Annotated in this window: 15 protein-coding genes and 1 pseudogene; 4 read left to right on the top strand and 12 right to left on the bottom strand. The window is 67.2% G+C overall.

Translation table 11 applies throughout. From position 1 onward, the window contains the following. Positions 1–2 precede the first annotated feature (2 nt). On the top strand, positions 3–815 hold the full coding sequence (locus tag QF047_RS14100; protein WP_307278161.1) for a metal-dependent hydrolase: 813 nt from the start codon (positions 3–5) through the stop codon (positions 813–815). A gap of 182 nt (positions 816–997) precedes the next feature. Here the strand turns inward: QF047_RS14100 and QF047_RS14095 are convergent, their stop codons facing one another. From QF047_RS14095 to nirB, 6 genes and pseudogenes are all read right to left on the bottom strand, one after another. Then, on the bottom strand, positions 998–1,261 hold the full coding sequence (locus QF047_RS14095; RefSeq protein WP_306638735.1) for a hypothetical protein: 264 nt from the start codon (positions 1,259–1,261) through the stop codon (positions 998–1,000). 51 nt (positions 1,262–1,312) lie between these two features. After that, positions 1,313–2,038, bottom strand: a complete 726-nt coding sequence (deoC, locus tag QF047_RS14090) for a deoxyribose-phosphate aldolase (protein ID WP_307278155.1) — start codon at positions 2,036–2,038, stop codon at positions 1,313–1,315. A gap of 118 nt (positions 2,039–2,156) precedes the next feature. Next, on the bottom strand, positions 2,157–3,014 hold the full coding sequence (locus tag QF047_RS14085) for an FAD-dependent oxidoreductase (protein WP_307278153.1): 858 nt from the start codon (positions 3,012–3,014) through the stop codon (positions 2,157–2,159). A 204-nt stretch (positions 3,015–3,218) separates the two neighbouring features. Then, positions 3,219–4,367, bottom strand: a complete 1,149-nt coding sequence (locus QF047_RS14080; protein WP_306638738.1) for a uroporphyrinogen-III synthase — start codon at positions 4,365–4,367, stop codon at positions 3,219–3,221. A gap of 14 nt (positions 4,368–4,381) precedes the next feature. Continuing rightward, positions 4,382–5,416, bottom strand: coding sequence for a uroporphyrinogen-III C-methyltransferase (gene cobA, locus QF047_RS14075; RefSeq protein WP_306638739.1), 1,035 nt, complete (start codon positions 5,414–5,416; stop codon positions 4,382–4,384). Positions 5,417–5,418: 2 nt separating this feature from the next. Next, positions 5,419–8,050: pseudogene (gene nirB, locus QF047_RS14070) on the bottom strand (nitrite reductase large subunit NirB). 273 nt (positions 8,051–8,323) lie between these two features. Between nirB and nirD the strand changes: the two are divergent. Next, positions 8,324–8,710, top strand: coding sequence for a nitrite reductase small subunit NirD (gene nirD, locus QF047_RS14065; protein WP_306638741.1), 387 nt, complete (start codon positions 8,324–8,326; stop codon positions 8,708–8,710). A 66-nt stretch (positions 8,711–8,776) separates the two neighbouring features. Here nirD and QF047_RS14060 read toward each other — a convergent pair whose 3' ends face one another. Continuing rightward, a complete protein-coding gene (locus QF047_RS14060; protein ID WP_307278146.1) occupies positions 8,777–10,528 on the bottom strand; it encodes a phospho-sugar mutase in 1,752 nt (583 codons plus the stop codon). Between the two features lie 114 nt (positions 10,529–10,642). Next, a complete protein-coding gene (locus tag QF047_RS14055; protein WP_307278143.1) occupies positions 10,643–11,461 on the bottom strand; it encodes a purine-nucleoside phosphorylase in 819 nt (272 codons plus the stop codon). 107 nt (positions 11,462–11,568) lie between these two features. Between QF047_RS14055 and QF047_RS14050 the strand changes: the two genes are divergently transcribed. Next, positions 11,569–12,984 (top strand): NAD(P)H-quinone dehydrogenase, encoded by a 1,416-nt coding sequence (locus tag QF047_RS14050; protein WP_307278140.1) that lies wholly within the window; start codon positions 11,569–11,571, stop codon positions 12,982–12,984. A gap of 156 nt (positions 12,985–13,140) precedes the next feature. On the opposite strand, the gene QF047_RS14045 is transcribed toward QF047_RS14050, so the two are convergent. Genes QF047_RS14045 through QF047_RS14035 form a run of 3 tightly spaced genes read right to left on the bottom strand, consistent with a single transcriptional unit; the run spans position 13,141 to position 18,375 of the window. Then, positions 13,141–14,700 carry an FAD-dependent oxidoreductase gene (locus tag QF047_RS14045; RefSeq protein WP_307278138.1) on the bottom strand — a complete coding sequence of 520 codons (1,560 nt, stop codon included), beginning with the start codon at positions 14,698–14,700 and terminating at the stop codon, positions 13,141–13,143. Then, on the bottom strand, positions 14,697–16,910 hold the full coding sequence (locus QF047_RS14040) for a molybdopterin oxidoreductase family protein (RefSeq protein ID WP_307278135.1): 2,214 nt from the start codon (positions 16,908–16,910) through the stop codon (positions 14,697–14,699). Before QF047_RS14040 ends, QF047_RS14045 begins: the two co-directional genes overlap by 4 nt. A 1-nt stretch (position 16,911) precedes the next feature. Next, positions 16,912–18,375 (bottom strand): MFS transporter, encoded by a 1,464-nt coding sequence (locus QF047_RS14035; RefSeq protein WP_307278132.1) that lies wholly within the window; start codon positions 18,373–18,375, stop codon positions 16,912–16,914. Positions 18,376–18,652: 277 nt separating this feature from the next. Between QF047_RS14035 and QF047_RS14030 the strand changes: the two genes are divergently transcribed. After that, complete coding sequence (locus tag QF047_RS14030; protein ID WP_306638750.1) at positions 18,653–20,065, top strand: MFS transporter; 1,413 nt, start codon at positions 18,653–18,655, stop codon at positions 20,063–20,065. Positions 20,066–20,204: 139 nt separating this feature from the next. On the opposite strand, the gene QF047_RS14025 is transcribed toward QF047_RS14030, so the two are convergent. After that, the gene (locus QF047_RS14025; protein ID WP_307278126.1) at positions 20,205–20,936 is read right to left on the bottom strand and encodes a glutamine amidotransferase; all 732 of its coding nucleotides are present in this window, start codon (positions 20,934–20,936) and stop codon (positions 20,205–20,207) included. Positions 20,937–20,950: the final 14 nt, after the last annotated feature.

Below are 20,950 nucleotides of genomic sequence, written 5' to 3'. Positions count from 1 at the left end.
TGATGGGAGGACATCACGCCGCGTCGGGAGCCGCGGCGTGGGTAGCTGTTGCCTCGACGGGGCCGTACACACTGGGCTGGTATCCGCTGGACGCCACCGGGATTTTGATCGGCGGCATGGCGACGGCGGGAACCGCCCTGGTGTGCGACTGGGACCACCGGCACAGCACGGTGGCGAATTCCCTGCCGCCGCTGTCCAACGTGATCGCCGTTGGCATCGAGAATGCCAGCGGCGGACACCGGCAGGGCACTCACTCCGTACTCGGGGCGGGCTTTTTTGTGCTGCTGGCAACCCTCGCCGGGCAGATCCAGCTGCAGACGGAGTGGGGACTGCTGTCCGTAGGCGCCGGGCTGCTGTGCATGTTCATGATCAACATCGCGGCCAAGGCGCTGAAGTTGTTTCCGAAGTCCGGGTTCCTCACCAACTGGATTTTCGGGCTGGTCATGGCCGGGCTTGTCACCTGGTACGCCCCGGACCAGTGGACGTGGCTGCCCGTTTCGATGCTGATCGGTGTGGCGGTGCACATTGTGGGGGACATGATCACTACCGGGGGCGTGCCGTTGCTGTGGCCGCTGGTGGTCAGGCCGCCCAAACTGCTGCGCAAGGTGCCGCTGCTGCGCCAGGTCTGGCGGCCCAACGGCGCCCTGTCCCTCCCGCTGCTGGGCCGTGCCGGCTCAAAGCGGGAGTGGCTCCTGCTGATCCCCGTCAGCGCCTACGCCATGGTGGGGTTATGCGTGGCGGGCTGGTCAATCGCCCAGAGCCACTGGACCACGGTGGCGGCCGCAGCCGAAGCCTGGACCCGCATCTGGTTCTGATCCTGCGGCGGATCCGGTCCTAACCGCGGGCAGGTTCTGAAGCCCCTCGCGCACTAAACGTGAAGAGACCCCCTGGACACTGTCCAGGGGGTCTCTTGTATGTGGGATCGGGAATCCCAACTGGGTAGCGCGTAGTGTCGTTTTGGAGCGTCAAAACGGCACTTGATGCTACTTACTTGGGATTAGTGCTCGCCCGCGGAATCGGAGCGGCCCAGGATGGTCTGCGGGATCCAGTACGCCAGGGCGAACAGCCCCAGGCAGGCGGCCATGGGCCAGGGGTTTCCGAGCGTGAGGAAGGACAGCGAGTAGATGGCGCCGAGGAACAGTGCCATGCAGACCACGAAGAGAAGGATGCTCGTGCCGAGCTTGTTCTCGTTCTGGGGGGTCCGGAGAGCCCCTTCGTGAGACGCCTGGCCCTGGCTGGAAGCCGTGATCTTGCTGGACATTCGTTCCTCCTTGGCCCCGCGGGCCTCAATCTGTGGCGGCTCCGGTTGCCGTCAGTAGGAGGACGAACCCTGTTCACCCTTGACGATGGCGATGCCGGAGCTGGCACCAATACGTGTTGCACCTGCAGCAATCATAGCCTGCGCATCCTCGAGGGACCGCACGCCGCCGGAGGCCTTGACGCCAACACCGGGCCCGACCGTGCGGCGCATCAGGGCCACATCCTCCGCCGTGGCGCCGCCGCCATTGAAGCCGGTTGAGGTCTTCACGAAATCGGCGCCCGCCTGCACGGCTGCTTCACAGGCCAGGACCTTTTGGCTGTCATTGAGCAGCGCCGTTTCGATAATGACTTTCAGGATGGCCCCGCTGGCGTGCACGGCCTCCGCCACCGACGTGATGTCCTCGAGGAGCGCACCCTTCTCCCCGGCGCGGGCGGCCGCAATGTTAATCACCATGTCCACCTCATCCGCACCGTCCAGCACCGCGCCGCGGGCCTCGAACGTCTTGACGTCGGTGGGCGTGGCGCCAAGCGGAAAACCCACCACGGAGCACGTGAGGACGCCGGAACCCCTGAGGGCTTTCTTCACGGTCTTGACCCAGATGGGGTTCACGCACACTGACTTGAAGCGGTATTCGGCTGCTTCCGCGCAGACCTTCAGGACGTCAGCCTCGCTGGCCTCGGGCTTCAGCAGCGTGTGGTCGATGAAGGACGCTATGCTGCCCGGACCCGGGGCGCCGGCGGCGGCTGTTTGAACGGAAGGGGTGGCTTCGTTGCTCATGATGGTCCTCTCGAAGGGGCCGGTGGGCCGGGGCGTTGTAACGCCCGTGACTCGTTTCGGAACCATCTTGCCACAGTGGTGCAGCCCTCAACCGGGGGAAAGCCGGAACTCGCGCCCCTCAGGCGGCCGCCGGCAAAGCGGCCGGAACGGATGCCGCACCCAGAAGCTGGGTGGCGCAGGCGCCCGCCGCGGAAGCGGCAGCCACCAGCAGTCCCAGCCGGACGCCGTCGAACGCTGCCGCGTCACCGATAGCCCAAATACCGGGGACGGACGTGCGGAAGTCCTTGCTGATGACAATCCCGCCCGTGGCGGCCGTCTGCAGGCCCGCGCTGGCAGCCAGGCCGTCCCGGGACACGCGTTCCTCCGCCAGGACCACCAGGTCTCCGTTCATGCTGCTGCCATCTTCAAAAACAACGCCGGAGGCGGCGAGCCCGGCTGAGATACCGGGAACCACGGCGGCCGGGCGGGCCGTGGTGCGGATGGGGCGGACGCCCCTGGCACGAAGTACGGCTTCCGCCTGGCCGGCGGCAGCCCCGGTGCCCACCAGGATGCCCAGCGGCCGCCGGCCGAGTTCCTTAGTGACTTCGCTGACCGCCTCGCCGATCCGGGCGGCGTCATCAATGGTGGAGTAGCTGAGGCAGCGGCTGGCGCCCTCCACCGGGCTGGCCACCGGTGCTGATCCGGTGGCGATGACCAGCTGGTCGTAGCTGAATTCCATGCCGTCCGCCGTGGCGACAGTCCGGTTCTCCGGGTCGATGTGGCTGGCGGGCTGGCCGAACCGGACAGAGACCTGGGGGAGCAGTGCCAGTTCGAGGAGTTCCCCGGGGGTGTCGTCCCGGTTGCTCAGCACGGTGATGGTGCCGGCGAACCTGGCACGGTCAAGCTGGCTGACGAGGGCTTGGGCCGCAGGACCCGCCCCCGCGATGACGATGCGGGTGGCGGGACTGGTGGAGGTGGAGGGTGCCGGAGCGGACATGTGCTGGCCCTTTCGCTGGCGGCCGCTGAACGGCCGGAACTTCGTGATGGAACCCAGCCTAGGACCCTGCTTTTTCCGGAGTGTTTCCCTTCAGTTGCCGTTTATACGGGCCGTGTTCGCCAGTTTTTACCGGCTGGTAACAGAACCCGTGACCTGCCTCTCATCCCGCCGCCCACCGACACATTGCGGGGGCTTCAGGCGGAGCTAGACGCGGATGCGGTAGCCGCGCTTCACCACTGTCTCCACCAGGCGCCCGTCCGGCAGGGAGGAACGGAGCCTGCTTACAGTCATGTCCAGCGCGTGGACGGAACCGCGGAGTTCCAGCAGGTCGGACAGGGATTCGCGGGACAGGACCGCGCCGCCCGCCCCGAGCAGGGCGCGCAGCAGCAGCAGCGGGGCCGGCGCCAGTTCCACCGGCTGGCCGTTGATACGAAGGCTGCGGCCGCGCAGCTCGATGTTGCCGGATCTGGTGTCCAGCCGCCGCACATGGTTCAGGGCAAGGTGCTCGCACACGAGCCTGATGAGGGCGCCCATCCGGAAGCGTTCCGGAATCAGGGGTGTTATGCCCGCGTCCAGCAGGGGCTGCGCGGTCACCGGGCCCACCACGGCGGTGGTGACGTTCGTCTTCAGGCTCTCGATCAGCTGTTTGTAGACGCCCATTTCGTGGGCGGTGCTCCACAGGGCGTCGACGGCGGGCGCGCTGGTGAAGGTGAGGACGTCCAGGTTTCCGCTGCACACCGCCTCAATAAGGCGGGGAAGCTTGTCCTCGCCGTCAGGCTTCACCCAGCGGTACGGGGTGACGGTCAGGACGGTGGCACCGGACATCCGCAGGCGCTCCAGCTGCCGGACATCCGTGTAGCCGTGCAGCTGCACGGCGACGGTCTTGCCCCGGACACCCTCCGCGAGCAACATGTCCACCAGCGTTGCCGTGGTTTCGTCGCTGCTGATTCCGACGTCGGCAAGGCCCGCGGCGCGCACGGCGCCACGGGCTTTGGGCCCACGGACGAACATCCGGCAGGCTCCGAGGGTTTCCAGCAGCTCGTCGCCGATCCCGAAGGAATCCGCGGCTTCACACCAGCGGCGCATGCCGTAGGCGGTGGTGGCGATGCAGAGGTCCGGCTTGGCGGCGATGATGGCCCGGGTGTCGTCGATGAGGCGCATGTCCTCCTGTACCGGGGCGATCTTCAGGGCGGGGGCGTGCAGCACTTCAGCGCCGCGGCGTTCGAGGGCCTCGATCAGGTCCTGGGACCGCCGGTCCGAGGTGACGCCGATGCGGAAACCCTCCAGTGGCGCTTCTGCGGCGTCGGGTGTTTCTTCGACCTGCGGTGATTCGGCCGGTGCAAGTGCATTCATGGAGGTCAATCCTTTCACGAGCCCAGCAGCGAGGCCGCCAGCCTGTCCAGGTCGGCGGCGGCCTCAGCATGCCCGCGGTTGGCTTCAGCCACCCGAACCACCTCACCGATAACCAGCACAGCCGGGTTGCTGCAGCCTGCGGCCGCAGTGGTGATGGTGCCCAGGTCCGCGATGGTGGTGCGCTGCCCGGGACGGTATCCGCGTTCAACAACGGCCATGGGCATGTCGGCGCGCATGCCCGCCCGGCGGAGGCCCGCGGCGAGCTGGTGGAGCGTACCGATGCCCATCAGCACAACAATGGTTCCGCCCAGGCCGGCCAGGTGCTCGTGCTCCTTGGCGGTCAGCGGGGCGTGACCGGAGACCACGGTGAACATGTGGCTCACTTCCCGGTGCGTGACCGGGATTCCGGCGGCCGCGGGGACCGAGATGGCGCTGGTGACGCCCGAGATGACGCGCACCGGAACACCGGCCGCAACGCAGGAAGCAACCTCTTCACCGCCGCGGCCAAAGACGTACGGGTCTCCGCCCTTGAGCCGGACCACGTTGTTGCCTTCCAGAGCTGACGCGACCATCAGCTTCTCGATGTCACCCTGGCTGACCTTGTGGTGGCCCGGCTTCTTGCCCACATCCACCAGTTCCGCGGAGGTCAGGGACGGCAGGTCCTGGCAGGGCGCCAGCCGGTCATAAAAGACGACGTCGGCATCCCGCAGCGCTTTGACGGCACCGACGGTGAGCAGTTCGGTGGTTCCTGGGCCGCCCCCGACCAGCGTGACGTGCCCCACCGGTCCTGCGGCCGGTTCCGCCGCTACGGGAATCCGGGCTGCGCGGCACCGGTCCAGCAGGGCATCCCAACCGGCCTGGCCGTCGTCGACGGCGGCGACCAGGAACGGCCGCTCAGGCAGCGGGCCGTCATGGGCGGCACCCGCGGGGGTGCTGAGGCGGTAGACCACGGCGCCGGCGGCCTCATAGCGGCGGACCGCCTGGCGTGCCGCGTGGTCCGAGCCGGTGACCAGGACTTCGCGGCCGGTGAGATCAATGCTGAGCTGCATGCCTATACCTCGTTCTGGTTGCTGGACCGGACCGGGATGGAGGCCCCGATGAGGACTTTGCCTTTTTCTTCTGCCGTGGCAGGGCGCATCTGGCCGCGCTCGTCCGGAACGAAGGTGATGGAGTCGTCCTTCTGGTCCGGGGCGTTCACGAAGGAGCGGAACCGGCGCAGGCGCTCGGGGTCCTGGAGGGTATCTGCCCATTCGTCTTTGTAGGTGTCCACGTGCTTGGCCATGGCGGCTTCGAGGTCCTCGGCAATGCCCAGGGTGTCCTTGACCACCACGTCCTCAACGTGCTTGATGCCGCCGTCGAGCTCTTCCTGCCAGCGTGCGGTGCGCTGAAGGCGGTCGGCGGTGCGGATGTAGTACATGAAGTAGCGGTCGATGTACTTGATCAGCGTTTCGTCGTCGAGGTCCTTGGCCAGCAGCTGGGCGTGGGCCGGCGTGGCGCCGCCGTTTGCCGCCGACGTACAGGTTCCAGCCGTCCGCGGTGGCGATGACGCCCACGTCCTTGCCGCGGGCTTCAGCGCATTCGCGGGCGCAGCCGGAAACACCCATCTTGAGCTTGTGGGGGCTGCGCAGGCCGCGGTACCGCAGTTCCAGCTGGATGGCCATGGCCACCGAATCCTGGACTCCGAACCGGCACCAGGTGGAACCGACGCAGGACTTCACCGTACGAAGGCTCTTGCCGTAGGCTTGGCCGGATTCGAAGCCGGCGTCCACCAGTTCCTTCCAGATCTCCGGGAGCTGTTCCAGGCGGGCGCCGAACATGTCGATCCGCTGGCCGCCGGTGATCTTCGTGTACAGGTTGTACTTCTCGGCCACGGCCGCGATGACGCCGAGCTTCTTCGGGGTGATCTCGCCGCCGGCGATCCGGGGGACCACCGAGTACGTGCCGTCCTTCTGCATGTTGGCCAGGGCGCGGTCGTTGGTGTCCTGCAGGGTGCCACGGCCGGCGTCCAGGACATAGGCGCTGTTCTGGCTGGCCAGGATGTTGGCGATGGTGGGCTTGCAGATGTCGCAGCCGGCGCCGGTGCCGTACTTGGCCATGATCTCTTCGAAGGAGGAGAGTTCCAGGACCCGGATGGCGTCGAACAGTTCCTGGCGGGACAGTTCGATGTGCTCGCAGAGGGCCTTGGAAACTTCGACGCCGGACTTGGTGAGCTCGGTTTCCAGCAGTTTCTTCAGCATCGGGACGCAGGAACCGCACTGGGTGCCGGCGCGGGTGCAGCCCTTGAGCTCGGCGAGTTCCTGGACGGGGGCGTTGCCCTCGCAGGCGCCGCAGCCGTTGATGGCGTCACGGATGGACCCGGCGGTGACGTTGTTGCAGGAGCAGAGCGTGGCGTCGTCCGGCAGTTCAGTTTCGGGGGCGTCGCCGCCGCCGGCCGCGCTGAGGAAGGCGCCGGGCTCTGCGGGAAGTTCGCGGCCCAGGAGCGGACGCAGGCTCATGTACGGTGAGGCGTCGCCCACGAAGATGCCGCCGAGCAGGGTCTTGGCGTCGTCCGTGGTAACAATTTTCTGGTAGACGCCGCGGGCGGGATCGGCGTAGACGATCTCGAGGGCGTGCTCGGTCTTGGCAAAGGCGTCACCGAAGCTCGCCACATCCACGCCGGACAGCTTCAGCTTGGTGGCGGTGTCGAAGCCGGGGAACGTGGCGTCCCCGCCGTGCAGCCGGTCGGCCACGATTTCTGCCATGGTGTTGGCGGGGGCTACCAAGCCCAGGCACATGCCGCCATAGTTGGCTACTTCACCTATGGCCCAGATGCCCGGTACTTCGGTGGCGCAGTAGTCGTTGATGACTACACCGCCGCGCTGGCCCAGGCTGAACACCTGCTCCTCGCCTTCAGCAGCACGGAAGAGCTCATCACGCGGCCGCACGCCGATGGCGACAATCACGATGTCCGCGTCGATGACCCGGCCGTCAGCCATGAGGACGCCGGTGACCTGGCCGTCGTCGTCGGACAATACTTCCGACGGGAAGACGCCGCCGTGGACCTCGAAGCCCTTGGACTTGATCAGCCTGCCCATGGCCTGGCCTGCGCCCTCGTCTAGCTGCGTGGCCATCAGCCACTGCGAACCGTCAATAACGATCGGGTTGGCGCCCAGCTGCTCCGTGCCGGCGGCCGATTCGAGCCCGAGAAGGCCACCACCGATGGTGACGGCGTTGACCCTGCGGCCCAGCTTCTCGGTGAGGCCCGTGATGGCCTCGTTGATGGCCCACACGTCTTCGAGCGTGCGGTACACGTGGGTGTGTTCGGCGCCGGGGATGGGCAGGCGCGCTGCGTTCGAGCCGGTGGCCACCACCAGTTCGTCGTATTCGAAGACGTTGCCGGCAGCGGTTTCCACCGTCTTGGCTTCGGCATTGATCCTGGCTACGCGCTCGCCGGTCTTCAGCTCAAGCGAAGGGTGATCCCACATCGAAGCGGTGCCCAGGGTCAGGTCCACGTCTTTTTCGGTCAGGGCCTTGGAGAGCGCGACGCGGTCGTAAGGGAGGTGCGCTTCCTCGGTGAGGACCGTGACATGCCAGCCATCGAGGCCGCGGGCATGCATTGCGTCCGCAAAACGGTGGGCCGCTGGGCCGCCGCCGGCGACGACGATGCGGCGCGGAGTCTCGGTGTTTGAAGTCTGTTCGGTCACTGATGGGCCTTTCGCATGGGCCGCAGGCAGTTTTCCCGCAGCCTCCTCTGACGAGCTGTCCATCCAGACTAGGGAGACGCAGTTTCGCTTCAGTTTCCCAATTGTTTCGTCAACTTAACTTCTGCATCACGGGCGGGTTTCGGGCCGCGTGAGGTGTCTTTTACCCACTGGACACATTCACTGCACCCCGCTGAAACACCCGCCCCCTAGCGTGGAACACGGCCGCAGAGGCAGCCGAAGGCAAGGAAAACACGCACAGGAGAAGGAGCCGACATGACGGCAACACTGGAACTTGGGGCACTCGCAGCAGCCACCGACGAGGCCGCACCGGGCATCACCACCGGTTGGCACCGCGTCTGCCTGGTGGACGACCTGGAACCCGCCTGGGGCGAAGCCGCCCTCGTGGCAGGACGTCAGGTTGCCCTCTTCCGGACCGGCCCAACTGAGGTTTTCGCGGTGGCCCAGGAGGACCCGGCTACCGGAGCGCACGTAATGGCCCGCGGAATCCTGGGATCACGCGGCACGCGTCCCACCATCGCCTCGCCGCTGCACAAAGAGGTCTATGACCTCGAAACCGGCGAATGCTTCAGCACCCCGGGCCTGAGCATCGCAGCGTTCAGCACCCGCGTGGTGGACGGCTTCGTCGAAGTCGAGCTGTAAGGACGCGCAGTTCTAACCCGGAACAAGGGCGCCCGGCCGGGCGCCCTTTTCGGGTTTTGACTTCTTCTAAAGCCCCAGCGCCTCTTTGACGTCCAGGAGCACTTCGTCCAGTGCCGCCCGCACCGCCTGCCTGGCCTCCGGCAGCTCGGCCGCGGACCCCACGTGGTGGATCACCTCGAGGTAGCACTTGAGCTTGGGCTCCGTGCCGCTGGGCCGGATGATCACCCGGGTGAGGTCGCGGGTGAGATACAGGAGCCCGTCCGTCGGCGGAAGCTGCCCGGTGCCCTCGGCCAGGTCCGTGAAAACCTCCACTGCTGATGAGCCGAAGGATTCCGGCGGACTGACCCGGAGCCGGTTCATCATTGCATCCAGCAGTCCCAGGTCCGCCACCCTGATGCTGAGTTGATCGCTGGCGTGCAGGCCATGCTGCAGGTACAGGTCGTCCAGGGTGTCAAAGACGGTCTTTCCGTCGGCTTTCGCGGCGGCAGCGAGTTCCGCAATCAGCACCGCTGCCGAGATGCCGTCTTTGTCCTTCACCAGCTCCGGCGCGACGCAGTAGCCCAGCGCCTCCTCGTAGCCGTACAGCAGCCCGGGCACGCGGGAAATCCACTTGAACCCGGTCAGCGTTTCCTCGTGCGCACAGCCCGCAGCCGCGGCGATCCGGGCCAGGAGCCGGGAGGAAACGATCGAGTTCGCGAACACGCCATGGCTGTCCCCGCCGCCGGCGCTTCCGTCGGCCGCGGCCAGCCGCGCCGCTATGTGGGCGCCCAGCAGCGCCCCCACTTCGTCCCCCCGGAGCATGCGCCAGGCACCCGTGTCCGGGTCCTTCGCCGCAACAGCCGCCCGGTCGGCGTCGGGATCATTGGCAATAACAATGTCCGCGTCCAGCCGCCCAGCCGTTTCCAGGGCCAGGTCCAGGGCCCCTGGCTCCTCGGGGTTCGGGAAGTTGACGGTAGGAAATGCGGGATCGGGTTGAGCCTGTTCGGCCACGAGCGTGACATCGGTGAAACCGGCGGCATTCAGCACAGCAAGCGCCGTTTCGCCGCCGACGCCATGCATCGGGGTGAGGACGATCCGCAAATTCCGCGCAGGAAAATATTCGGGGAGGGCGAGCGCCGCAGTTGCCTGCTGGTAGGCGGCGGCCACGGACCCGTCGAGCACTGTCCAGCCGTCGGGGGCGAGGGCAATGGTTTCGAGCGGGCCGGCGGCGTTGATCCTCGCCGCGATTTCGGCGTCGTAAGGTGCCACGATCTGGGCGCCATTGCCGCTGTCCGTCACGGCATGGCGGCCCAGGTAGACCTTGTAGCCGTTGTCCTGGGGCGGGTTGTGGCTGGCTGTGACCATCACACCGCCGTCGCATTCCAGTGCGCGCACGGCATACGCCAGCAGGGGGGTGGGAAGCGCGGACGGCAGCAGGAACGTCTCGATGCCGGCCGCCGTGAAGATCGCCGCGGTTTCGGCCGCGAAGATGTCCGAGTTGTAGCGTGCGTCATAGCCGACGACGGCGCGTGGCCGGGTTCCCGGTGACGCCTCGCCCACCGCGCGGAGCAGGAAGTCCGCCAAGCCGGCAGCGGCGCGCCTCACCACCACACGGTTCATCCGGTTCGGCCCGGGCCCCAGCGCGGCGCGGAGTCCTGCGGTACCGAACTGCAGCGTGCCGCGGAAGCTGTCTTCGAGTTCCTGGCGGGCCACCGGGGAGCCGTCTTCCACCAGCCGGACCAGCTCAAGGAGGGATGCCGCTGTTTCGGGATCCGGGTCTTGGGCAGCCCAGTCACGGGCCTCATTGAGCAGGCGGAAATCGGCATCGGAGGAGGTCATGGGCACAACGCTATCGTCATTGGCCCTGCACTTCCTGCACCACGGTGTCTTTTCCGGCCCACGAAGCACCTGCCGCTGGGCCGGAAGCCGCTCCCGCCCGCGGGCGTGCCGACCCTAGAGCCGGGCGATGATTCCGGCGAGCAGCTTGGAAATCCGGGGACCTGCTGTCTGCCCCGACTCGAGGACTTCCTCGTGGCTGAGCGGCTGCGGGCTGATGCCTGCGGCGAGGTTGGTGACCAGCGAGATGCCGAACACTTCCATGCCTGCGTGCCGTCCGGCAATGGCCTCCAGGGCGGTGGACATTCCCACCAGGTCGGCGCCGATGCGCTTGGCGTACTGCACCTCGGCGGGGGTCTCGTAGTGCGGGCCGGGGAACTGCACGTAGATGCCTTCGTCCAGGGTGGCGTCCACTTCCCGGGCGATTCCGCGGATCCGGGGGGAGTAAAGATCTGTCAGGTCAACGAAGGTGGCGCCCTCCAGCGGTGAGGCCGCGGTGAGGTTTATGTGATCACTGATCAGCACCGGAGTGCCCGGCGCCCAGTTTTCATTCAGCCCGCCGCAGCCATTGGTGAGGACAAGAGTCCTGCAGCCTGCGGCCGCCGCCGTCCTGATGCCGTGGACCACGGCGCGCACGCCCTTGCCCTCGTAGTAGTGGGTGCGGGCGCCCAGGACCAGGGCCCGCTTGCCCTCCCTGGTCAGCACGGAGCGGATGGTGCCCACATGCCCTACCACCGCCGGGGCATGGAAACCGGGCACTTCCTCGGCGGACAGGGTAGCGGTGGTTTCACCGATGAGATCGGCGGCTTCTGCCCAGCCGGAGCCAAGCACCAGGGCCACATCGTGGCTGTCAACCCCGGTTTCCTCGGCGATGTAGTCGGCGGCGGCACGTGCGGCAGCGAAAGGATCCGTGTTCAGGAAGTCTGTTGTACTCACTGGTACAAGGTATCCCGCCGCTTTCTGTTGGGCCCACCCTTTCAGGCTTTTCGCCCAGAGAGCGGTTTCTTTGGTGGTCCGGGGAGGATGCGGAAGAATGGGCTTTTGTGACTACGCATCCAGATTTCAGTTCACCCCGGATCGCAATCCTGGGAGGTGGTCCGGGTGGATATGAGGCCGCCATGGTGGCCGCCTCGCTCGGAGCGCAGGTCACCATCATCGAGCGGGCCGGGCTCGGCGGATCCGCCGTGCTGACGGACGTCGTCCCGTCCAAGACCCTGATCGCCACCGCGGACCTGATGACCCGCGTCGCTGAAGCGGGGGAACTGGGAGTTAAGTTCGACGTCGACGGCGGCGACTTTGTGCCGGTGATGCGCGCGGACCTCAAGCACATCAACGACCGCCTCCTTAACCTCGCCCGCAGCCAGTCAAAGGACATCCACGACGGCCTGGCCGGCCAGGGCGTGCGGATCCTGACCGGTTCGGGCCGGCTAACGGACAACCACACCATCGAGGTGCTGACGGCGGAGGGCACCGAGACCGTGGAAGCGGACACGATTCTGCTGGCCGTGGGCGCCCACCCGCGTGAGCTGCCTACCGCACGCCCTGACGGCGAGCGGATCCTGAACTGGACCCAGATCTACAACCTGGACGAACTTCCCGAGGACCTGATCGTGGTGGGCTCCGGCGTGACCGGAGCCGAATTCGCCTCCGCCTACAACGGCCTTGGCTCCAAGGTCACCCTGATCTCCAGCCGTGACCGGGTGCTTCCGGGCTCTGACGTGGACGCGGCTGTGGTCCTCGAGGAAGTGTTCGAGCGCCGTGGCGTCCGCGTCCTGTCCCGTTCACGCGCCGAGACTGTGGAGCGGACGGACGACGGCGTGGTGGTGACCCTCAGCGACGGGTCCAAGGTCACCGGAAGCCACTGCCTGCTCTGCCTGGGCTCCATCCCCAACACCGCGGGCATTGGACTCGAAGAAGCGGGTGTGGCGGTCAGCGAGAGCGGACACATTAAGGTCGACGGCGTCTCCCGCACCACAGCCCCCAACATCTACGCCGCCGGCGACTGTACGGGAGTGCTGCCGCTGGCTTCCGTGGCGGCCATGCAGGGCCGCATCGCGGTTGCCCACTTCATGGGCGACATGGTCACCCCGCTCAAGCTGCACCAGGTGGCGTCCAACATCTTCACCTCGCCCGAAATCGCCAATGTCGGGGTGTCGGAGGCCGACATCGACTCCGGCAAGTACCAGGGCGACGTGGTCAAGCTCTCGCTGCGCAGCAACGCCCGTGCCAAGATGCGCAATGCCAAGGACGGGTTCGTGAAGATCTTTGCGCGGAAGGGTTCGGGAACGGTCATCGGCGGCGTAGTGGTGGGTCCCAACGCGTCCGAGTTGATCTTCCCCATTTCAATCGCGGTCAAGCAGAAGCTGCACGTGGACGATGTCGCCAGCACCTTCACGGTGTACCCGTCACTGACCGGTTCCATCTCGGAGGCGGCGCGGCGCCTGCACGTGCACCTGTAGTTCTGCCCCGGCGGGACTCTGGACCCCGGTGGTTGAGCTTGTCGAAAGCCGGCGAAAGGGTTTCGACAGGCTCAACCACCGGCCCTGGCCCGAGGCTCAACCACCAGGCTCAACCACCGGGCGCAACCACCGGCCTTCATCAGCCGGCGGTCCTGTTCAGGCGGCGGAAACCGCCTGGAAGTGTTTTTCGATGAGCCCCTTGATGTCCTCGTGGCAGCCGCCGCAGCCGGTTCCTGCCCGGGTGGCCGTGGAAACTTCGGGAACGGTGGAGCAGCCTTCTTCCACGGCGCCCTGGATGGTTGCCCCGCTGACGCCGGCGCAGCGGCACACGGTGCCCTGCGGATCGGCCGCGGCGCCGGGCAGCTGGTCCGGCCCGTCCAGCCTTAGGAGCAGCGACCTGTCCGCAGGCAGCTCGGCGCCGCGCTCAAAAAGGCCCACCAGTTCGGCGGCGGTGCGCGGCATGCCCACGGCTACCAGGCCCTCCAGGACCCCGCCGCGGGTGGTCATCTTGACGTAGCGGCCATGTTCCGGGTCTGCCCATTGGGCGATCTGCAGGCGGGGGCGGCCATTGACGGCACCGGCGGTGAGGATCTCCTCGTCCCATGGCTCGGCAGCGTTGACTCCGGCCACGGCCATGTTCATGCCCCGGGCCTTGAGCACAATAACGCCGGCCTGCTCGGCGGGCAGTTCCGGCAGCAGTTCAGCCTCGTCCGATGAACCGGCGGCCAGGAGGGTCAGATATTCGGCCAGCCATTCCGCCTGCCGCCAGCCTGGCCCTACCAGCCCCGACGGGCCCTTCGCGTTCCGGCACCGGGCGCAGTCCGGCTCGGGGCAGCGCACCTCGGCGCAGTCGCCGATGGCGAAGATGTGCGGTTCATGGTGTGCGCGGAGCCGGTGGTCCACCAGGATCCCGCTGGAGGTGGAGAGCCCGCAGCCTTCGGCCAGTTCGGTGCGGGGGCGGACCCCGCACGAGATAACCAGGAGGTCGCCGTCGATCGCTGAACCATCGTCAAGCAGCAATGCTGAAAACCCGCCGTCGGGCGAGTTGTGCTCAACGCCCGTGGAGCGGGCATTGCCAGCCATGCGGACGCCGCAGCGGCGCAGGCTGGCGGCGAGGACCGCGCCGCCGCCGCGGTCGATGTTGCGGCCCAGGGGGTGCGGCCCGTTGTGGACCACGGTGACGGTTGCGCCCTCTTCCGCTGCGGCGAGGGCTGTCTCCAGGCCCAGGACGCCGCCGCCCAGGACCACCACGCGCTTGCGGCCCTTCACGGCCTTGCGCAGCACGTCCGCGTCGCGCAGGTCCCGAAGGGCTGTGACGCCGGCAGGCAGGACGGGCGACGTGGGGTCCGGGTTGATGCCGGTCAGGTTGGGAATCACGGGCCGGGAGCCGGTGGCGAACACCAGCCGGTCGTAGTGGGCCACGGAACCGTCGGTCAGGAGGACCTGCTGCCGGGCCCGGTCCACGCGGCGGACGCGGATGCCCAGGCGCACGTCCACGCCGTCGGCAGACAGGGCATCAGCGTCGGAAAGCGCCAGGGCCTCTGCCGTGGTCCGTCCTACGCCCAAGTCGGCGACGAGCACCCGGTTGTAAGCCGCCTCCGCTTCCGCGCCTACCACTGTGAGGTTCACCTGGCCGTCCCGGACGGCGGGCAGGAGCTCGTCAACCAGCCGGGCGGCCACCGGGCCGAATCCCACAATGACAATCTGCTCGCTCATGAGGCCTCCGTCGTTTGAAGCACGTGGGTTGAGAGGGGTGTGGCGGCCGGCCGCACCCACACCTTGTTGAACTTGAATTCGGGCATTCCGGACGTGGGGTCCGTGGCCGCCTCGGTGAGGCGGTTGGCGCTTTCGAGTTCAGGAAAGTGGAAGGGCAGGAATACAGTTTCGGGGCGGATCGCCGTGCTGAGTTCGGCCCGGCACAGCACCTCCCCGCGCTCGTTCGCCACAGAGACGAGTGTCCCTTCGGCGATTCCCATCGATGCCGCCGCAGCGGGATGGATTTGCAGCTTCGCCTCCGGCCGGGTTTCGAGCAGCTCAGCCACCCGGCGGGTCTGCGCGCCGGACTGGTAGTGCTCGAGGAGGCGGCCGGTGATGAGCGTCATGGTTGCGGCAGCGGGGTCAGGATTTGCCGCGGGTGTACGACGGCGGCGCGGTGCCACCGGGACCATCACGGCTTTGCCATCCGCGTGCGCGAAGGAGTCGCGGAACAGGCGCGGGGTTCCGCTGCTGCCTTGGGGGTAGGGCCAGTGGGCGGCTTCGCCGCGGTCCAGCATGGCGTAGTCGATGCCGGAGTAGTCGGCCAGTCCGCCGGCGGAGGCCAGCCGGAGTTCCTCGAACACCGTTTCGGGGTCTTCGCTGTAGGTGGACGGGGCATCGAGGGCTTCGGCGAGCCGGGCCATGATCCACAGTTCGCTGCGGGCTCCGGCGGGCGGCGTCAGGGCGCGCCGGCGGCGCAGGACACGGCCTTCGAGGTTAGTGAGTGTGCCTTCCTCCTCGGCCCACTGGAGCACGGGAAGGATGAGGTCGGCCTCGGCGGCGGTCTCGGACATGAAGAAATCGCAGACCACCAGGAAGTCCAGGCTGCGCAGGCCCTTGATCACGGCGTTGGCGTCGGGGGAGGCCACCGCAATGTTGGAGGCGTGGACGAAAAGGCAGCGGACGCCGTCGGGCTGTCCCAGCGACTTGAGCAGCTGGACGGCCGGCAGCCCCGGCCCGGGAATAAGCTCTTCCGGAACCCCCCAGACGCCGGCCACGTGCTCACGGGCGGCGGGATCGGTGATTTTGCGGTAGCCGGGCAGCTGGTCGGCCTTCTGGCCGTGCTCGCGGCCGCCCTGGCCGTTGCCCTGCCCGGTAAGCGTGCCGTAGCCGCTGCGGGCAGAACCCGGCAGGCCCAGCAGGAGGCTGAGGTTGATGGCCGCGGTGGCGGTATCGGTGCCGTCCACATGCTGTTCCACGCCGCGCCCGGTGAGGATGTAGCTGCCGCCCTGGCGGGCACCCGCGGCGAGCCGGCGGGCGGTCTCGCGGATGAGGTCGGCGGGCACGCCGGTGATGGACTGGACGCGTTCGGGCCAGAAGGAGTTGACGCTGCGGACTACGGCGCTGTAGCCGGACGTGCGTTCCTGGATGTAGGCGGTGTCCGCCAGGTTTTCGTGGATGACCACGTGGGAGATGCCCAGGAGGAGGGCGAGGTCGGTGCCCGGCAGGGGCTGGAGGTGGAGGCCGCCGCCGTCGGCCGTAAAAGCAGCCGTGGCTGAACGGCGCGGGTCCACCACAATCAGCCCGCCGGCGTCGCGCGTTCCCTTCAGGTGCTGGACGAAGGGCGGCATGGTTTCTGCAACATTGGAGCCCAGCACCAGGATGGTGCTGGCGGTGTCCAGGGCTTCGAGCGGGAACGGCAGGCCGCGGTCCAGCCCGAAGGCGCGCATTCCGGCCGCCGCGGCGGAGGACATGCAGAAGCGGCCGTTGTAGTCGATGCGGGAGGTCCCCAGGGCGAGCCGGGCGAATTTGCCCAGCATGTAGGCCTTTTCGTTGGTGAGCCCGCCGCCGCCGAAGACGCCCACTGAATCGCGTCCGTAGCGGGTGCGGGCGTCTTTCACTGCGCCTGCGGCGAGGTCCAGCGCCTGGTCCCATCCGATGGGGCGGTGGACGCCGTCGGGGCCCTTCAGCAGGGGCTCGGTGATCCTGCCGGGGTGGTTCAACAGCGTGGCCGAGGTCCAGCCTTTGCGGCACAGGCCGCCGCGGTTGGTGGGGAAGTCGCGTCCGCTGACCTCGAGGGGTGCCGTGGGGGCGGGCCGTTCCCCGCCGGCCGGTGCGGACACGGGGACTGACCCCGGCTGGGCAGCCGGGGTCAGTTCCGCTGGAGACGTGAGCGTCATGGCGCACTGCAAGGCGCAGTAAGGGCAGTGCGTGTCGGCGCTTTTGGTCATGTTAGACGTGTCCCATCGCATTTCGGTTGGCGTTGCGGATGTAGCAGAACCAGCAGACGGCCAGCATCAGGACGTATGCTCCGACGAAGCCGTAGAAGGCGGGTGTGTAGGAGCCGCTGGCGGTGTTGGAGGCGTTCAGTACCTGCGGGATGACGAACCCGCCGTAGGCGCCGATGGCGGAGATCAGCCCGAGTGCCGAGGAAGCCAGGCGCTGGGTGGCCACTGAGTCTGCCCCGTTGCGTGCGGCGCGGCTGGAGGTGGCGAAGATGACCGGGATCATGCGGTACGTGGCGCCGTTTCCGAAGCCGCTGGCGGTGAAGAGCATCAGGAAGAGGACCAGGAAGAGCCAGAAGTTCTTCAGCGGCAGGGTCCAGATCATGGTGAGGGTGATGACGGCCATGGAAGCGAAGGCGGTCACGGTCATCCGGGCTCCGCCCATCCGGTCCGCCATGCGTCCGCCGTAGGGCCGGGCCAGGGAGCCGACCAGCGGGCCGAGGAAGGCCAGGGACAGTGCCACGGTGCCGACTCCGATGGAGGAGAAGGCGGGGAAGTAGTCCTTGATCAGCTTGGGAAACACACCGGCGAAGCCGATGAAGGAGCCGAAGGTGCCGATGTAGAGCAGGGCCATGATCCACAGGTGCGGTTCCTTCAGCGCTGCAACTGAACCGGCGATGTCACCCTTGGCACTGGTGAGGTTGTCCATGTACTTGAAAGCGCCAAAGGCTGCCAGCAGGATGAACGGCACCCACATCCAGCCGGCCATCGGCAGGTTGACGGTGCCGGCGGCGAGGAGGGTGATGACGATCGGCACGGCGAGCTGCGCGACGGCGGCGCCCATGTTTCCGCCGGCGGCGTTCAGGCCCAGGGCCCAGCCCTTTTCACGGGCAGGGTAGAAGAACGTGATGTTGGCCATGGAGCTGGCGAAGTTGCCGCCGCCGAAGCCTGCGAGGGCGGCGACGAGCAGCATCACGCCGAACGGTGTTTCCGGGTTGGAGACGCAGAGCGCCAGGCCGGTGGTGGGGATCAGCAGCAGCAGGGCGGAGACGATGGTCCAGTTGCGGCCGCCGAAGCGGGGGACCATGAAGGTATAGGGGATGCGCAGGGTGGCACCCACCAGGCTGGGCATGGAGATCAGCCAGAAGATTTCCGAGGTGGAGAAGGTGAAGCCTGCAGCGGGCAGCTGGACCACAACGATGGACCAGAGCTGCCAGACGACGAAACCGAGGAATTCGGCGAAGATTGACCAGTTGAGGTTGCGGCGGGCGATGGAGCGGCCGGCGGATTCCCACTGTTCCTTGTTCTCGGCATCCCAGTTGGCGATCCAGCGGCCGGGGCGGAAGTCAAGGGCGGGGGCAACGGTAGTGCGGGTAGAGCCGGGCTGTGCGCTGGCGGTTCCGGGCCTTGCGGTCTCATCAAGATCAAGGGAATTGCCGGGGCCGGCATCAGCGGTGCGGTCAACAGTCACGGGGTACCTCCTTCGGGGGGATGTTGTTCCTCCAAGGTAGGTAAGGCGCGTTTCACAGACCGACCCCCTGTGTTAACGGGCTGTGACATTTGCCTATCGGAGCCTCTTGGGGGCCGTTAGGCTTGGGTGGAGGCGTCAAAAATGAGACGCACGGCACAGGTCCGGATAGTGGACCTGTCGTCCATTGGCTGGACCGCGGGAACTAAGATTGAACTCTAACTATTTCGAGCCGGACCCCTGTGCGTGGTCCGCCAGGTTCTCATGAAAGCGTTTACCTATGTCTTCCACCGATACCTCCACGGTGCCCGGATCCCCGCGGCCGGTGAACTCGCGCGGCCGCGTGATTGTTGCCAGCCTGATCGGCACCACGGTTGAGTTCTACGACTTCTACGTTTATGCCACCGCTGCGGTGCTGGTGTTCCCGCAGCTGTTCTTCCCCAGCGCCAACGAAACCACGCAGCTCCTGAGCTCCTTCGCCGTCTTCGGCGTAGCGTTTATCGCCCGCCCGCTGGGGTCCATCGTCTTCGGACACTTTGGCGACAAGTTCGGCCGCAAGGGCACCCTGGTGGCTTCGCTGCTGACCATGGGTATCGCCACCTTCCTCATCGGCTGCCTGCCCACCGCCCTGGTGCCCGGCTGGGGGTTCTGGGCTCCGGCCCTGCTCGTGGTCATGCGCTTTGCGCAGGGCCTGGCACTGGGCGGTGAGTGGAGCGGTGCCGCGCTGCTGGCCACCGAGAACGCACCGGCCAACAAGCGCGCCATCTATGGCACGTTCCCGCAGCTGGGCGCACCCATCGGCTTCATCATCGCCAACGTGATCTTCCTGGTGGCCAACTACACCCTGTCCCCGGCTGACTTCCAGGCCTGGGGCTGGCGCGTGCCGTTCCTGCTCAGTGCAGTCATGGTGATCATCGGCCTGTACGTCCGCCTCAAGCTGATTGAGACCCCCGCGTTCACCAAGGTGCTCGAGTCCAATGAAGTGGCCAAGCTGCCCCTGGGCCGGGTGTTCAAGACCAGCTGGCGCCAGCTCATCCTGGGCACGTTCATCATGCTCGCCACCTACGTGCTCTTCTACCTGATGACCACGTTCACCCTGACCTACGGCACCCGGGCCTCCAGCCTCGACGCTGCGAAGGCCGCCGCCGAAAAGGCCGGAAAGCCGATGTCTGAGGCCGCCGCCGCTGCCTTCGTCCCCGGTCTGGGCTACACCCGCAACGACTTCCTCTGGATGCTGATAGCCGGCGTCGTCTTCTTCGGCATCTTCACGCTGGTCTCCGGACCGCTGGCCGAGAAGTACGGCCGGCGCAAGATGCTCATCGCCGTCACCGCCGGCATCTTCGTCTTCGGCCTGCTGTTCGTCCCGCTGTTCGGCGGGGGATTCGTCGGCACCATGGCCGTGCTGATCATCGGTTTCTCCCTCATGGGCCTGACGTTCGGGCCCATGGGAGCGCTGCTGCCTGAACTGTTCCCCACCAACGTCCGGTACACCGGATCAGCCATCAGCTACAACTTCTCCAGCATCCTGGGTGCCGCGGTGGCACCGTTCATCGCCGTGGCGCTCTGGGAGCAGGCAGACGGCAGCCCGGTGCTGGTGGGTGTGTACTTGACCGCCATGGCCGTGCTGACCCTCATCGCGCTGTTCGTCAGCAAGGAAACCCGCGACCTGGACTATGAAAACAACGTGGCCTGACGCTCCACAGTGTGCGTTCCAGCCCGCTTTGTGGCTGAGATGCCCGGCATCAACCTGCAACCGCAGGAAGGTGCCGGGCATTTTTTCTGCGCGTGCGGGAGTAACCGGGCGGGAACGTACGACGGCGGGCTGCCGCGGCTCAGGTGGCGTAGCGGGCCACAAAGTTCTTGAGGATGTTCATCGGTTCGGTGACCGTGAACCGGCGGGCGTTGTCCATCAGATCTTCGGCGGACTCCGGCGGGAAGTAGCCCGCGTGCCGGTAGATGTCGATGCGGGTGCAGAGGCCTTCGGCGTCGAGCTCGGGGTGGAACTGGGTGGCGTACAGGTTTTGCCGGATGCGGAACATCTGCACCGGGCAGGCCGCGGACCGTGCCAGCAGCACCGCCTGCGGTGGCAAGACCCTGCAGGCTTCCTTGTGGCCGGTGAAGGCGGTGAACCGCCGCGGCATCCCGCCGAGTACGGGATCCTCCAGGCCGGCGTCCGTCAGCTCGATCTCCGCGGCGCCCAGCGGCTCGCCGTAGGTCCTGTCGATGACGGCGCCCTGGTGCGTGCCCAGCGTCCCCACCCCGTAGCAGGCGCCCAGGAACGGGAAGTCCCGGACCACCAGCTCGTCCAGGAGCCCGGCCAGCTCCCGTTCCACGCGGTGCTGCGCAGGACTCTTGTGCTCTGGCGGGTCGCTGGCCGTGAACGGGCTGCCGCCCACGATGATCCCCGAATAGGCGGACAAATCGAGTTCGGGCAGGGGAGCGGCTTCCAGCCTGACGCGCTGCAGCCCGGAGGGTTCGAGGCCGCCGTACCTCAGGTAAGCGGCATATTCGTCCTCGGCTGCGGCGTCTTCGGCCCGTGACGCCAGGAGCAGGAAAGGCTTCATGGGCTAAGTGTGCC

Origin of the sequence: Arthrobacter sp. W4I7, from assembly GCF_030816215.1 — a bacterium.
Classification (GTDB): Bacteria; Actinomycetota; Actinomycetes; order Actinomycetales; family Micrococcaceae; genus Arthrobacter; species Arthrobacter siccitolerans_A.
Note: the sequence above shows the minus strand (reverse complement) of the source record. Positions and strands in the feature narration are given on the sequence as shown.

What these genes read in the sequence shown, in the direction of transcription:
- QF047_RS14095 (WP_306638735.1), bottom strand. Translation starts at nt 1,261, where the DNA reads ATGTCCAGCAAGATCACGGCTTCCAGCCAGGGCCAGGCGTCTCACGAA.
- QF047_RS14085 (WP_307278153.1), bottom strand. Translation starts at nt 3,014, where the DNA reads ATGTCCGCTCCGGCACCCTCCACCTCCACCAGTCCCGCCACCCGCATC.
- QF047_RS14080 (WP_306638738.1), bottom strand. Translation starts at nt 4,367, where the DNA reads ATGAATGCACTTGCACCGGCCGAATCACCGCAGGTCGAAGAAACACCC.
- QF047_RS14025 (WP_307278126.1), bottom strand. Translation starts at nt 20,936, where the DNA reads ATGAAGCCTTTCCTGCTCCTGGCGTCACGGGCCGAAGACGCCGCAGCC.
- QF047_RS14060 (WP_307278146.1), bottom strand. Translation starts at nt 10,528, where the DNA reads ATGACCTCCTCCGATGCCGATTTCCGCCTGCTCAATGAGGCCCGTGAC.
- QF047_RS14030 (WP_306638750.1), top strand. Translation starts at nt 18,653, where the DNA reads ATGTCTTCCACCGATACCTCCACGGTGCCCGGATCCCCGCGGCCGGTG.
- nirD (WP_306638741.1), top strand. Translation starts at nt 8,324, where the DNA reads ATGACGGCAACACTGGAACTTGGGGCACTCGCAGCAGCCACCGACGAG.
- QF047_RS14100 (WP_307278161.1), top strand. Translation starts at nt 3, where the DNA reads ATGGGAGGACATCACGCCGCGTCGGGAGCCGCGGCGTGGGTAGCTGTT.
- QF047_RS14040 (WP_307278135.1), bottom strand. Translation starts at nt 16,910, where the DNA reads ATGACCAAAAGCGCCGACACGCACTGCCCTTACTGCGCCTTGCAGTGC.
- QF047_RS14045 (WP_307278138.1), bottom strand. Translation starts at nt 14,700, where the DNA reads ATGAGCGAGCAGATTGTCATTGTGGGATTCGGCCCGGTGGCCGCCCGG.
- deoC (WP_307278155.1), bottom strand. Translation starts at nt 2,038, where the DNA reads ATGAGCAACGAAGCCACCCCTTCCGTTCAAACAGCCGCCGCCGGCGCC.
- cobA (WP_306638739.1), bottom strand. Translation starts at nt 5,416, where the DNA reads ATGCAGCTCAGCATTGATCTCACCGGCCGCGAAGTCCTGGTCACCGGC.